At 65.4% G+C, this 13,139-nt stretch carries 13 protein-coding genes; all 13 read right to left on the reverse strand.

Going from position 1 to position 13,139, the window contains the following annotated elements; translation table 11 throughout:
* Nucleotides 1-4 precede the first annotated feature (4 nt).
* Nucleotides 5-1,336 carry a UDP-N-acetylmuramoyl-L-alanine--D-glutamate ligase gene (murD, locus tag AX703_RS23775; RefSeq protein WP_062347724.1) on the reverse strand — a complete coding sequence of 444 codons (1,332 nt, stop codon included), beginning with the start codon at nucleotides 1,334-1,336 and terminating at the stop codon, nucleotides 5-7.
* On the reverse strand, nucleotides 1,333-2,397 hold the full coding sequence (gene mraY, locus AX703_RS23780; RefSeq protein ID WP_039334147.1) for a phospho-N-acetylmuramoyl-pentapeptide-transferase: 1,065 nt from the start codon (nucleotides 2,395-2,397) through the stop codon (nucleotides 1,333-1,335). The genes murD and mraY overlap by 4 nt, the downstream gene beginning before the upstream one ends.
* Nucleotides 2,398-3,867: a UDP-N-acetylmuramoyl-tripeptide--D-alanyl-D-alanine ligase gene (gene murF, locus AX703_RS23785; protein WP_062347725.1), complete on the reverse strand. Its 1,470-nt coding sequence runs from the start codon at nucleotides 3,865-3,867 to the stop codon at nucleotides 2,398-2,400.
* Nucleotides 3,864-5,312 carry a UDP-N-acetylmuramoyl-L-alanyl-D-glutamate--2,6-diaminopimelate ligase gene (locus AX703_RS23790; RefSeq protein ID WP_062347726.1) on the reverse strand — a complete coding sequence of 483 codons (1,449 nt, stop codon included), beginning with the start codon at nucleotides 5,310-5,312 and terminating at the stop codon, nucleotides 3,864-3,866. The genes murF and AX703_RS23790 overlap by 4 nt, the downstream gene beginning before the upstream one ends.
* Nucleotides 5,309-7,054: a penicillin-binding protein 2 gene (locus AX703_RS23795; RefSeq protein ID WP_039334151.1), complete on the reverse strand. Its 1,746-nt coding sequence runs from the start codon at nucleotides 7,052-7,054 to the stop codon at nucleotides 5,309-5,311. Before AX703_RS23795 ends, AX703_RS23790 begins: the two co-directional genes overlap by 4 nt.
* The gene (locus AX703_RS23800; protein WP_052242323.1) at nucleotides 7,051-7,884 is read right to left on the reverse strand and encodes a hypothetical protein; all 834 of its coding nucleotides are present in this window, start codon (nucleotides 7,882-7,884) and stop codon (nucleotides 7,051-7,053) included. Before AX703_RS23800 ends, AX703_RS23795 begins: the two co-directional genes overlap by 4 nt.
* Entirely contained in the window at nucleotides 7,881-8,867 is a 987-nt protein-coding gene (gene rsmH, locus AX703_RS23805; protein ID WP_062347727.1) for a 16S rRNA (cytosine(1402)-N(4))-methyltransferase RsmH, read from the reverse strand. The genes AX703_RS23800 and rsmH overlap by 4 nt, the downstream gene beginning before the upstream one ends.
* Complete coding sequence (locus AX703_RS23810) at nucleotides 8,864-9,361, reverse strand: division/cell wall cluster transcriptional repressor MraZ (RefSeq protein WP_039334154.1); 498 nt, start codon at nucleotides 9,359-9,361, stop codon at nucleotides 8,864-8,866. The genes rsmH and AX703_RS23810 overlap by 4 nt, the downstream gene beginning before the upstream one ends.
* Before the next feature lie 311 nt (nucleotides 9,362-9,672).
* On the reverse strand, nucleotides 9,673-10,389 hold the full coding sequence (locus AX703_RS23815; RefSeq protein WP_062347728.1) for a hypothetical protein: 717 nt from the start codon (nucleotides 10,387-10,389) through the stop codon (nucleotides 9,673-9,675).
* Nucleotides 10,390-10,806: a hypothetical protein gene (locus AX703_RS23820; RefSeq protein WP_062347729.1), complete on the reverse strand. Its 417-nt coding sequence runs from the start codon at nucleotides 10,804-10,806 to the stop codon at nucleotides 10,390-10,392. It abuts the gene before it with no gap.
* 14 nt (nucleotides 10,807-10,820) lie between these two features.
* Nucleotides 10,821-11,819, reverse strand: a complete 999-nt coding sequence (locus AX703_RS23825) for a cysteine synthase A (protein WP_062347731.1) — start codon at nucleotides 11,817-11,819, stop codon at nucleotides 10,821-10,823.
* A gap of 76 nt (nucleotides 11,820-11,895) precedes the next feature.
* Nucleotides 11,896-12,558 carry a heme exporter protein CcmB gene (gene ccmB / locus AX703_RS23830; RefSeq protein WP_039334158.1) on the reverse strand — a complete coding sequence of 221 codons (663 nt, stop codon included), beginning with the start codon at nucleotides 12,556-12,558 and terminating at the stop codon, nucleotides 11,896-11,898.
* Nucleotides 12,555-13,130: a heme ABC exporter ATP-binding protein CcmA gene (gene ccmA, locus AX703_RS23835; RefSeq protein WP_062347733.1), complete on the reverse strand. Its 576-nt coding sequence runs from the start codon at nucleotides 13,128-13,130 to the stop codon at nucleotides 12,555-12,557. The genes ccmB and ccmA overlap by 4 nt, the downstream gene beginning before the upstream one ends.
* Between the last annotated feature and the right edge of the window lie 9 nt (nucleotides 13,131-13,139).

Consider the following 13,139-nt stretch of genomic DNA (forward strand, 5'->3'; position numbering starts at 1 on the left):
GTGCTCATGACCCGGTTCCTGGCGGACAGGGTGCCTCGCGATCCTCGATCAGCGCTTCGACGATCTGGCGGAAGCTGTCGCCCCGCGCCTCGAAATCGCGGAACTGATCGAAGCTGGCACACGCTGGAGAGAGCATTACCACGTCTCCGGGTTGCGCAGCTTCCATCGCCTGGCGAACCGCATCGCACATCATCTCGCTGCGGGTGACGGGCATGAGCGGTTCAAGAAGTTGCGCAAACATCGGACCGGCCTCGCCGATCGTATAGGCTGCGACGACATGGTCGAAGTAGGGCGCGCACTCGTCGAGATTGTCGCTCTTGGGCAGGCCACCAAGTATCCAGTGGATACGCGGGTAGGCGCCAAGCGCAGGCGCGGTCGAGGCGGGATTGGTGGCCTTGCTGTCGTTTACGAAAAGGACGCCGTTGGCCTCGGCCACGCGCTCCATGCGGTGCGGCAGGCCGACAAAGCTGGCCAGCGCCGGACGCCATACGTCTTCGCCGATGCCGAGCTGGCGGGCGATCTCAACCGCAATCGCAGCATTCTGCAGGTTGTGCGGCCCCTGCAGCGAAGGCCATGCCGCCTGTCCTTCCAGCGCATCGGGCTGAACCACATGGACGAAGCCCACGTCGTGCGTGGCCGAAGTCTCGCGCGCGATCTTCAGGGTGTGCTCGTCCCCGCAACCGAACACCGCGTGATGGCGCGACGACTGCATCCGGAACAGCCGCGCCTTGGACGCAGCGTAGCCATCGAAGCCATCGTAGCGGTCGAGGTGATCAGGGCTGAGGTTGATCAGCGCGGCGACATCGCAATCGAGGCTCTGCGTCAGGTCGATCTGGTAGCTGGAAAGCTCGAGCACATAGACGCCGCCTTCGGGCAGCGGCTCCTGCCCAAGGACCGGCAGGCCGATATTGCCACCAAGCCGGGCCTGCAGACCTGCCGCCTGGCAGATGTGATGGACCAGCATCGTGGTGGTCGACTTGCCGTTGGTGCCGGTGATGCCGACGACGCGATGCGGCGGCAGGTCGGCGCGGGCTTGCGCGAAAAGCTCGATGTCGCCGATCACTGGCACGCCGAATGAAGCGGCATGGGCAGCAATCGGATGGCGGTTAAGCGGCACGCCGGGACTGACCACCACGCCCGCAAATCCGGTCAGGTCGATCGACAGTGGATCGGCAATGGTGCAGCGCCCTTCGTAGGCGGCGCGCGGTTCCTCACGGCTGTCCCACACGGTGACCTCCGCCCCGCCTGCCAGCAGCGCCTCGACGCTCGCCTGCCCCGAACGGGCAAGGCCGAGCACGGCGAAGCGCTTGGCCGTGAAGGCGGGCGAGACGATCATCGCACCTTCAGCGTGGCAAGGCCGATCAGCGCAAGCACGATCGACACGATCCAGAAGCGGATCACGACAGTCGATTCCTTCCAGCCGAGCTGCTCGAAGTGGTGGTGGATGGGTGCCATGCGAAACACGCGCTTGCCGGTACGCTTGTAGACCGCCACCTGCACGATGACCGAGACGGCTTCCATGACGAACAGTCCGCCGACAATGGCCAGCACGATCTCGTGATGCGCCGCGACCGCGATCACGCCCAGCGCGCCACCAAGCGCAAGGCTGCCGGTGTCACCCATGAACACAGCCGCCGGGGGCGCATTGAACCACAGGAAGGCAAGACCCGCCCCCATCATAGCGGCGCAGAAGATGGCAAGTTCGCCGGCGCCCTTCACGTGCGGAATGCCGAGGTAGGTGGAGTAGTCCACACGGCCGGCAAGATAGGCGATAATTGCGAAAGTGCCGGCCGCGATGATCACAGGCATGGTGGCAAGGCCGTCCAGACCGTCAGTAAGGTTCACCGCATTGCCCGCGCCAACGATCACGAAAATCGCAAACAGATAGTAGAACGGCCCGAGCGGCACATAGAGATTGCTGAACAGCGGAACGTAAAGGTGCGTTTCACCAACCGCCAGCCACGCGGCGATCCCGGCCACGACGAACTCACCGGCGAGGCGCACCTTGGCAGGAACGCCCTTGTGCGCATACTTGGTCACCTTGTCGTAGTCGTCGAGAAAGCCGATCAGGCCGAAGCCGAGCGTCACGACCACGCAGGACCAGACGAGGCGGCTGGTCACATCCATCCACAGCAGCAACGACAGCGTGAGCGATGTGACGATCATCAGACCGCCCATGGTCGGCGTACCACGCTTGGCGAGGTGTGACTGCGGGCCGTCCTCGCGGATCGGCTGCCCCTTCCCCTGGCGCACGCGCAGCATGTTGATGAAGCGCGGACCGATGATCAGGCCGATCATCAGCGCGGTCAGCAACGTCGCGCCCGCGCGGAACGTCTGGTAGCGGATGAGGTTGCTGAATCCCTCAAAATGCAGCCACTCGGCCAGCTGGTAGAGCATTCACCGTTCCCTGGTGGTGAGCGAACGCACGATCGCGCCCAGTCCCACCGAATTCGACCCCTTCACGAGGATCGCATCACCCCCGCGCACACCGTCGGCAGCCAGACATTCCGCCGCTTCCGAAGCCGTCTGCACATGCGCCACATCGATTTTACCGGCAAGCGACAACGCCCCGCTTTTCCCCAGCGCGTCAGCCAACGCCGCCATTTCGGCGCCTACCAGCACCAGCCTGTCGACCTTGCCCTCAGAAACGGGGCCTGCCAGCTCTGCGTGATAGCGTGCCTCGGCCTCGCCCAGCTCCTTCATCGCGCCGAGAATGGCAACGCGGCGGGTGGCGGGCGTCGCGCCCAGTTGGCGCAGGGTGACGGCCATGGAGGCAGGATTGGCGTTGTAGCTTTCGTCGATCAACAGGGCCTTGCCAGAGCCATCGCCACCAGTAGCGGCAATCTCGTGGCGGGCACCGCGCCCGGCGAGGCCTTCCATCTCGGCCAACGCCAGTCCGGCAGCGCCCAGGTCGCCGCCGATCGCTTCGACAGCAGCCATTATGGCCAGCGAATTGGCGACCCAGTGGTCGCCCGGTTGCGAGATCGTGTAGCAGACCTTGCGTCCAGAAAGGTCCGCCGTCACCAGGGTTCCACCGCCCGGCGCCGCCACGGCATCGACAAGGCGCGCGCCTGCATCGGGATGTTGTCCGAAGCTGACCACCCGTCCCGCATGCCTTGTCGCCTTGGCATGGAGACGTTCGTAGTGGCGGTTGTCGCGCGGGATGATGGCGACGCCGCCGTGTTCGAGACCTTCGAAAATCTCCGCCTTGGCATCGGCAATCGCTTCTTCACCCGAAAAGTGCCCGATGTGGGCAGGCGCTATGGTGGTGACGATGGCGACGTGGGGACGGACCAGCCGGGTAAGTGCGGCCAGTTCCCCTGCGTGGTTCATGCCCATCTCGAAGACGCCGAAGCTGGTCCGCGCGGGCATCCGCGCAAGGCTCAGCGGAACACCGACGTGATTGTTGTAGCTCTTTACAGAGCGGTGGGCGCGGCCCCTGCTGGCACGGTCGAGTGCCGCATAGAGCGCTTCCTTTACGCCGGTCTTGCCTGCGGAACCCGTGACGCCGATGATGCCGGCATCGACGCGTGCACGCGCCGCTCGGCCAAGGTCCTCGAGCGCGGTCATCGTATTACCGACCAGCACGTGCGAGCCGAACGTCGCATGTTCGACGACCGTGCCTGCCGCGCCGCGCCCGTATGCGCCCTCGAGGTAGCGGTGACCGTCCGAAGCTTCGCCCTTCAAGGCAAAGAACAGGTCGCCTTCCACCACCTCGCGGCTGTCGATCTCGACACCGGAAACCGCGAATTTCGCACTGGCCCGGCCACCTGTCGCCGCAGCGATTTCCTCGCTCGTCCAAAGCGCAAGACCCGCCGCGTCGGACGGGTCCTCTGGCCATGCGATCAAAGCGGGGTGGGCGGTCATGTGGTGCACTCCCTGGCGACCTGAACATCGTCAAACGGCAGGATGCGGACAGCATCGCCCCTGCCCACGATCTGTCCCTGTTCGTGCCCCTTCCCTGCAACAAGGACAATGTCTTCACGGCCTGCCTCGGCAATGGCCGCAGCAATGGCGGCGCGACGATCCCCGATCTCGCGGGCCTTGCCATCGCAGCCGGCCATGACTGCGCGGCGGATATCCGCCGGATCTTCGCCGCGCGGATTGTCGTCGGTGACAACCACCAGATCCGAGCCGGCACAGGCTGCACGGCCCATCTCCGGACGCTTGCCGCCGTCACGATCGCCACCGGCACCGAACACCGTGATCAGGCGGCCCGAGGTATGCGGCCGCAATGCGGCTATCGCGGCCTCGATGGCGTCCGGCGTATGGGCATAGTCGACATAGACCGGCGCCCCGGCTCGATTGATCGCCGCGCGCTCCAGCCGCCCGCGTACGGGCTGCAACCGTCCAAGCGCGTCGAATACCTTCGCCGCATCGGTCCCTGAAGCAATTGCCAGCCCTGCCGAGACCAGTGCGTTCGCGGCCTGATAGGCCCCGATCAGCGGCAGGTTGATCTTGCGCGCCTGGCCTTCGAACGCGATTTCGAGCGTTTGCCCCAGTTGCGTAGGGGTACGGGCGAGCAGGCGGATGTCGGTCCCCTGCTCGCCCACCGAGAGCAGCCGCAGACCCCTTGCGCGGACGTGCTCCACTGCCCGTCCCGACCATTCGTCGTCCATCCAGACGACCGCCGTGCCGCTCTCTTCCACGACATGGTCGAACAGGCGCATCTTGGCCGCGAAATAATCGTCCATCGTCGCGTGGTAATCGAGGTGGTCGCGGCTGAGGTTCGTGAAGGCGCCTGCACCGACACGCAGGCCCTCGTTGCGGTACTGCGAGAGGCCGTGGCTGGACGCTTCGTAGGCAACATGCGTCACGCCCTCGCGGGCAAGGCCGGTCATGTTCGACAGGAACGTCACGATGTCCGGCGTGGTCAGTCCGGTGGAGACGCTTTCGTCCGCCGTTGTCACGCCGAGCGTGCCAATCGATGCAGCAGAATGGCCGGCCATGCGCCAGATCTGCCGCGTCATTTCGACCGTGGACGTCTTCCCGTTGGTCCCGGTGACGGCAACTACCGTCTCGGGCACGGGCTGGAAGAAGCGCGCAGCCAGCGCGGCAAACGCGCGGCGCGGCTCTACATCGGCAACGTGCACCGCCCCTTCGACCTTCGCCCCCGGACGCGCGACCACGGCGACGGCGCCTGCCTTCACGGCGTCCGCAATGAAGTCCTCGCCATTGAAGCGGGTGCCGGGGAAGGCGCCGAAGATCGTGCCCGGCGCGACCTTGCGATGGTCGATAGCAAAGCCGGTGACGTTTGCATCACAGTTCTCACCTGCGAAACCCGCTGCTTCGAGGATCGCGCCGAGCTTCATTCACCATCTCCGTTGCCGACCAGCGGCGACAAGTCCGAAATGTCGATATCGCGTGTATCGTCGGGAACGACGCCGAGGAACGGCCCGATGCGCGGAACGACGCGGCCGACGATTGGCGCGGCGTTCCATGCGGCAGTGCGCTGGTACGATGTCGCCGCCGTTCCCTTCGGCTCGTCGAGCATGGCAATCACCACATAGCGCGGCTTGTCCATCGGGAAGGCGGCTGCAAAGGTCGCGACGAGCGAAGTGCGGTTATAGCCGCCCTTCCCGCCGGGCTTTTCCGCCGAGCCGGTCTTTCCTCCGACGCGATAGCCCGAGGCATTGGCGCTCTTGCCGGTGCCGTCCACGACGATCATGCGCAGAAGCTGGCGCATGCGGGCGCTGGTCGAAGCCTTGTAGACGCGGCGGCCTTCAGGGATCTGCGTCGGCTCACGCTTGAACAGCGTTGCCGGTCGCCAGATGCCGCCGTTGACCATTGCAGCATAGGCTGCTGCCAGGTGCAGCGGCGTCACCGCGATGCCATGGCCATAGCTGACCGTCATCGTGGTGATGCGCGCCCAGTCGCCGTTCTTGTTGGTGCCGCGCGGCCAGAGCGGGAAGCCGCGCGCCGGCAGTTCGATATAAGGCCGCTCGTTCATGCCGAGAGCAGCCATGGTCTTCTTCAAACCCGGCCCGCCAAGCTTGTCGGCTACCTGCGCGGTGACGATGTTCGAGGAATGGATCAGCGCCTCGGGCACGTTCAGCGAAGCGCCGAAGCTGTGGCTGTCGCGGATATGAAAGCCCCCGATCGCCAGCGGCTTGTCCGACGGGTAGCGCACTGAAAGGTCGGTCACCACACCTGCGTCAATTGCCGCAGCGATGCTCAACGGCTTGAAGGTGGACCCAAGTTCGTAGACCTGATTGGTCACCTTGTTGAACACGAGGTTGTTGAGCGCTTGGTCAGAACGGTTCGGATTGAACGAAGGCAGCGATGCCAAGGCCACGATTTCCCCGGTGTCGACGTCAAGCACAATGCCTGCCGCGCCCTTGGCCTCGGTCTCCAGCATGCCGCGACCAAGTTCGTCCTCAAGTGCGCCCTGTGCCCGCATATCGATGGAAAGCGCCACCGGCTTGCCACGCCGGGCAGGATCGAGCAGTTGCTTCTCAAGCACCTGCTCCATGCCGACATGGCCATGGCCTTCACTGTCGACATAGCCGAGCACGTGTGCGCCAAGCGATCCTTGCGGGTAATAGCGTTGGTTCTCGCGCGGGAATTCCAGCGCAGGCTCGCCCAAGGCAAAGATGCGGTTGGCATCCTCCGGCATCACACGCTGGCGCAGATAGCTCGGCTTGTCAGACTTCAGCCGCCGGAGCAGGTCGTTGTAGTCGGCGTCGGGGAAGATGGCGACAAGCGCCTTGGCCACCTCTTCGGGCGACTTGACGAGCGGAGTGCCGTTTTCGCCGAATGCCTTGGGATTGTACCACAGCGCATAGGCCGGGAACGCCCGCGCCAGCGGAACGCCATTGCGATCGGTGATCTCGCCTCGCGGGGGGAGCAGCGCTTCGGCCAGTGAACGACGCTCAGGGGAGCCTTCGAAAAAGCCGAGTTGGGCGATCCTTGCGAGCGCCGCGAAGCCAAAGAACAGGATGAAGCCCGCCACCACCAGCGCACGGACCTTGGCCTCGACCAGCGAGCGCTGGCGGACGTTGGCCAGCAGGACGCGGCCGGAAGCAATGGCGGCGGAGGCGGTGAGTGCATTCACCGGGCTGCCTTAGCCTCCTTGCCCTTGGCGGCGCGAGGGGCCGAACTGGACTTCGCCTTGCTTGCGCCTGACTTATCCGCAGTTGCGACAGCTTTGGACTTGGCAGCGGGCTTACCGGCCGGTCGCGCGTCAGATTTCGCGGTCTTTGCCCTCTCCTTGGCAACAACGCCCTTGGCAGCAGCGTCCTTGGCAGCAGCCTTCTGCGCCACCTTGGGCTTGGCCGACGTCGCGGACTCGGACTTGTCCTTCTTGGCCGGGCGCTCCTTGTCCGAAGCCGTTTCCTTCCGCACCGGCCCGCGCGGGCGGGCGTCAACGACCTTGCCAAGGCGGTCTTTCAGCGTCTCGACCGCTTCAGCATGATCGACAGTGCGCGCCGGACGGTCCTCGTCGCCGTCGTCGGCAACGGCCTTGCTGTCATTGCTGGCCAGCGCCTTGCCCGAAAGCGGCGAAACCATCGCCGGGAACGCGGCGGAAGCGATCACGCTGTCATCCACGCTGGCGACGCGGATCGGTGCGGGCGCATCCGGCGTGGCCGGCACGCTCAGTGCGGCAAGCTGGCGCTCGCCTTCGAGGTACTGGCTGGCGTTGGGCGCGGCGTAGCCGAACTCTACATCGTTCCAGGCTTTCAACTGCTGCTGATTGGAGCGCGTCTCGAATTCCGTCTCGAGATACATCTTCTCCTGCTTCAATGCGACGATGCGCGCTTCGGCATGATGGATCTGGCTCCGCAAGGCATTGACCCGGAATGCCAGCGCCACGACCAGCGCCAGGCACAAGCCCAGCAAGACCACCCAGCCAACCGAGCGAAGACGGCTTGTCGTCGAGATCATGCCGCAGCCCTCCCCGCAAGATTGCGTGCTGGCGCGGAAGTGCGCACGGCCCAGCGCAGCGTGGCGGAACGGGCGCGCGGGTTGCGCTCCTCTTCCTCGGGCGTCGGACGGATGGCAGCCGAGGGCTTTTCAAAGACCGGTTCGACCTTCGAGGCCATTTGCGGCAGGTGGCGCGAGCCGGCTGGCACGGCGCCCGCGGCCTCGCGCAGGAACTGCTTGACGATGCGGTCCTCGAGGCTGTGGAAGCTCACCACCGCGATACGTCCACCGGGGACCAGCACCTTCTCCGCCGCAGCGAGGCCCTCGATCAGTTCGTCCAGTTCGCCATTCACGTGGATGCGCACCGCCTGGAAACTGCGGGTCGCCGGGTCCTTCTGCGCCTTGGGGCCCTTGATGTCCGGGCGATAGCCAAGCGCCTTGCGTACGACTGCGGCAAACTGGCCGGTGGTGGTGAGAGGACGGGCGGCCACGATGGCGCGGGCAATCCGGCGCGATTGGCGTTCCTCGCCGTAGCGATAGAGAACGTCTGCTATTTCCCCCTCGTCCGCTTCATTCAGGAAATCCGCCGCACTTGGACCGTCCTGTGACATCCGCATGTCTAACGGTCCGTCCGACGAGAACGCAAATCCGCGCCCCGGCTGATCGAGCTGCATCGAGCTCACGCCGATGTCGAACACGACGCCCTGAACGCCCGCAATTCCGGCCTCTGCAAGTCCTTCCGCAAGTTCGGAAAAGCGACGGGGATGCAGAACGAGGCGCGGATCTTTTCCACAGGTTTCTCCCCAGAGCCTTCCCGCCGCAATCGCATCGGGATCGCGGTCGAAGGCGTGAACCGTCGCGCCCGATTCCAGCAGGCGCCGGGTGTAGCCGCCCGCGCCGAAAGTCGCGTCGACGATCAGATCGCCCGGCTTTGCATCAAGGGCCGCCACGACCTCTTCGAGCAGCACGGGAATGTGCGGGACTTTTGGCGCTGCGGCGGTCACTTGCGCTTCCCCTTTGCAGCTTCGGCCATCTTCGCTCGGCAGCCAGCCTTGGCGCTGGCCCAGCCATCGCCCTGCTCGAACAGGATCTGCGGGTTCCAGATCGTAATCTGGCGGCCGCCACCATGGAAATAGAGGCCATCCTCCACCTGGCCGAGTTCGGACAGGTACTCGGGCAGGACGAAACGGCCGCTTTCATCGAAGCTGACGCGGGTAAAGCCGTAGGCCTGCGCTTCGGCCATATCGCGGTCGAAATCGAGGCCGAGCCGGAGCTTCTTCTCTTCCTCGCGATCAATCTCTGCAGCCAGTTCGTCCAGGCGGGACAGGCCGAATCCGGTCAGACAAGGCAGGCGGGGGTGCTTGTCGAGGCAGAGAACGCGCTGGTTGGCGGAAGCTGCGTAGATGTCGGAGCGGAAGTCGGCAGGCAGGACGAAGCGGCCTTTTTCGCCACGCGGCGAAAAGCCTTGTCCCACCAGATTTACCGGCCCTCCCGCCACGCTGGACACCCCGCTCGCGGACAAAGCTCCATCGCTCGACCCCGCGCCAACGCGCGTTGCCGACTCATCCCCCGCGGATGCGATTGGAGTTCGTCCCGATAACCCACACTACTAACGCGGGACGGGGCGGGCGAAAAGGGGAAAATGCGGGAAAATGCGGACTAGCTATGATTCCGTAGCATTTTCTCTACATCTTACTGCCTGAGTAACCATGACCTGCTGCAAAGGTAATCGCGCAGATGCGGGCATTTTGCCGAAGTCCTCGGCCGTACTTGGCACCTTGCCCGTAGTTTCCCGCGAACAAAAAGGGATCACTGCGCCATCGCCCCTTCGAGCAGGCGTTGAAGCTGGACCGCCCGCCGATCCCCATCAGCCTCCGGCTCCAGAAGCGCGGCGTCGGCAACAAGCGTTGCTTGGCCCTGGCCGATCCCGCAACGCGCAATCAGACCGTCCCTTGCAATCACGCAGTTCGCTTCGTGCCCGCCCGGGATTGCCTTGAAAGTGCCTGCCAGATTGATCGGCAGCCCCTCGCCCGCACTTTCCCGCAGACCACCGGGTTGCCTGTCGTCGAATTGCAGTTCCAACCCCCAACGCGCCAGGATCGGCGAAACCAGCGCCACGTCCTGCGGGCGGCGTCGGTCACCCAGCGCAAATGCGCTCTCCTGCGTCAGCAAGGGATCAACGAACATCAGCAGGTGACCGCCTGCCCGCAGCCAGGCATCAAGCGCAAGATTCTCCTCCGGCACCAACGGGCGCGGCTGCGCCACGACCAGCAAGTCGACTTGTTCGAGCTGAAGCAGCGTATCGAGCGCGATCACCTTGCCCTTGGACTCCAGCACGGCGCGCGCCCAGTGCGGCGCGGCTGGCGGGTCGATCATGTCCTTGATATCGTCCGCCTCGTTCCACACGATCGGCAGGCTGGTAAACAGGCCCACGGTCCTGTCAGGGGCACGCTCGGCGGAGAACGCCCACCAGCCCGCCAGCGCGACAACCGCTGCCAGCACGGCAAGAGCGATCCGGCGATGCACTCAGTTCTTCGGCGCGTTAACCGAAGGGGCCGGGACCGAAGGGGCCGGAGTCGGCGCGGGCGGAGCGGGCGAGATCGTGACGGTCGGCTTTTCCTTGGCCGTGACCGGCAGTTGCGGAGCCACCCCCATGTCGGCCAACGGGTCCTTCGCCGATGTCTCGCTCGCCTCGACCTTCGGCGCAGCGGTATTGACCGCGCTCGCGTCGATGAACTTGGCCCGATCCATGATCACGTTGGCAAGGCTGACCAGCAGCAGCATCCCGGCGAGCCCGAACAGCCCGACCTGCAGCCGATGAACTGCCTGCGCCCGCAATTCGCGCGTGGTCGGCGGCACATGGGCCAGTGCGCTGGCAGCGGCAATTTCCGCCTCGGTCGGGGCGGATGCCTGCTTGCCTGCGGGGAAACCGAACAGTGCCATGACCGCAGCCTAGCCTATTGCTCCAGCCAAGGGAACACCGGCAGCCCCTTGGCCTTGAGCCACTCGGGATTGTAGAGCGACGAAAGGTAGCGGAAGCCAGTATCGCACAGGATCGTCGCCACGCGGCTGCCCTTGCCAAGCTGCCTGGCCAGCGCCACGGCACCCGCCACGTTGATCCCGCTCGACAGGCCAAGGCACAGCCCCTCATCGGCCAGCAGGCGCTCGACCCAGTAAAGCCCTTCCTCGTCCGAAATGCGGAACTGCGTGTCGATCGGTGCGCCTTCGAGGTTCGCGGTGATGCGCCCCTGGCCAATGCCCTCGGCCACCGAGGAGCCCTCGGCCTTCAGCTCACCATTGGCGTAATAGTTGTAGAGCGCCGCGCCGTGCGGATCGGTCAGGGCGATCGTTATGTTCTCGTCGAAAGCCTTGAGCCCCAGGCCCACGCCCGCGATCGTCCCGCCCGTGCCCGCAGCACAGGTGAAGCCGTCGATGCGGTGCTCCATCTGCTCCCAGATCTCGGGCGCGGTGCTTTCGATGTGAGCGCGGCGATTGGCGATATTGTCGAACTGGTTGGCCCAGACCGCCCCTTCGGTTTCCTCGGCAATCCGGCGCGAGGTGTGGACGAAGTGGCCGGGGTTGGAAAACGGCGCCGCCGGCACCAGCACGAGTTCTGCCCGCAGCGCCCGCAGGGTGTCCATCTTCTCGCGCGATTGCGTTTCGGGCATGACGATGACCGACTTGTACCCGCGAGCGTTGGCCACCAGCGCAAGGCCGATGCCGGTATTGCCCGCCGTGCCTTCGACGATCGTCCCGCCGGGCTGCAGCACGCCCCGCTCCTCGGCATCGCGCACGATCCACAGCGCAGCGCGGTCCTTCACCGAAGCACCGGGATTGGCGAACTCGCACTTGCCGTAGATCTCGGCGCCTGCCGCCTCGCTCGGCCCCTTCAGCAGGACGAGCGGCGTGTTGCCGATGAGCGAAATGGTATCGGGTGTAATCGAAGGTGCAGTCATGGTCCCCGAGTTAGGGAGACTTTGCACGATTGCCAACGAATTTGCGCTTTGCGACGTGCAAGCCCTGCTCGCTGCGTTATTCGCGCCCGGCCCGGATAGCGGCACCGCCCGCAAACGGCGCAACGGCCAGCGCCACAAGGCTGCACGCGCCCAGCAGCAGCAAGCCCCCCTCGCCCCCCGGTTGCAGCGATCCCGCGCCGAAGATCAGGAGCGGCACAGCCAGAGGGATCGCGAGCAATCCGCCCAGCGCCGAACCTGCCCGCAACCCTGCCGTCAGCGCCGCGATGGTAACGCCGATCGCCGCCAGACCGGGCGTGCCGAGCAGCAGCCCGACTTCCACCGTCCACAACTGTTGGCCATCAAGGCCGAGCAGCCCTGCCGAGATCGGTGCTGCCAGCATCAGCGGCACGCCAAAGCTCAGCCAGTGCGCCAGGATGCGCACCAGGAGCAGCGCCTCCTCGGCAATGCCGCGCAAGGCCCACTGGTCGAACATGCCGGCTTCAACGTCCGGCTCGACCAGGCGGTCCAGCGGGAGGATCGCCGCAAGCAGCGCCGCAACCCAGATCACGCCCGCACCGGTCCGTGCCAGCAACCGGGCATCGGGGCCGACGGCAAAGGGAAACAGCATCGCCACAGCAAGGAAGAACAGCAGCGGCAGAACCGCTCCACCGCGCCCTTGGCTCCCTCGCGTCAGCAGCACCAGATCGCGCAGGAAGATCGGAAGAAGCTTGGCGATCACGGTTGGAAATCCAGCAATTCGATCACCTTTACCGCGTCGAGCGAAAGCGGCTGGTGCGATGCAATGATCACCGCCCCACCGGCATTGCAATGCGCCTTGATCGCCGCCTGCGCGATGCACGACCAGTGGGTGTCGAGCCCGTTGAGCGGCTCGTCGAGCAGCCAGATCGGCGCGCCGCTTGCCGCCACGCGGGCAAGGGCCGCCCGCTTGCGCTGCCCCGTGGAAAGATAGCGCACCGGAACGTCAAGCAGGTCGGCCAGCCCGAAATCGGCGTTGCCTTGGGGGGCACGGTCGATCCGCTGCCAGAACGCCAGCGCCTTCTCGAGCGGTTCGTGGCCGTCCAGCGCCAGCCGCTCATCCGAAAGCGCAAGCGCACCATGACGCTCAACCGACCCCATGAACGGCCGCAGCAATCCGGCAAGGATGCGGATGAGGCTCGACTTGCCGATGCCGTTGGGGCCGGCAAGATGGACGACTTCACGCGGCGCAAGATCGAACGACAGCCCCCGGAACAGAACCCGGTCCCCGCGCCGGCAGGCAATATCCGTGGCGACGAGACCGCACTCTTGCATGGCGTGGGA

The sequence above is a fragment of the Novosphingobium sp. CCH12-A3 genome, from assembly GCF_001556015.1.
Classification (GTDB): Bacteria; Pseudomonadota; Alphaproteobacteria; order Sphingomonadales; family Sphingomonadaceae; genus Novosphingobium; species Novosphingobium subterraneum.

Bases quoted from the DNA above. Each gene is read 5' to 3' on its own strand.
- murD (WP_062347724.1), bottom strand. From the start codon at position 1,336: ATGATCGTCTCGCCCGCCTTCACGGCCAAGCGCTTCGCCGTGCTCGGC.
- mraY (WP_039334147.1), bottom strand. From the start codon at position 2,397: ATGCTCTACCAGCTGGCCGAGTGGCTGCATTTTGAGGGATTCAGCAAC.
- murF (WP_062347725.1), bottom strand. From the start codon at position 3,867: ATGACCGCCCACCCCGCTTTGATCGCATGGCCAGAGGACCCGTCCGAC.
- AX703_RS23790 (WP_062347726.1), bottom strand. From the start codon at position 5,312: ATGAAGCTCGGCGCGATCCTCGAAGCAGCGGGTTTCGCAGGTGAGAAC.
- AX703_RS23800 (WP_052242323.1), bottom strand. From the start codon at position 7,884: ATGATCTCGACGACAAGCCGTCTTCGCTCGGTTGGCTGGGTGGTCTTG.
- AX703_RS23820 (WP_062347729.1), bottom strand. From the start codon at position 10,806: ATGGCACTGTTCGGTTTCCCCGCAGGCAAGCAGGCATCCGCCCCGACC.
- AX703_RS23825 (WP_062347731.1), bottom strand. From the start codon at position 11,819: ATGACTGCACCTTCGATTACACCCGATACCATTTCGCTCATCGGCAAC.
- ccmA (WP_062347733.1), bottom strand. From the start codon at position 13,130: ATGCAAGAGTGCGGTCTCGTCGCCACGGATATTGCCTGCCGGCGCGGG.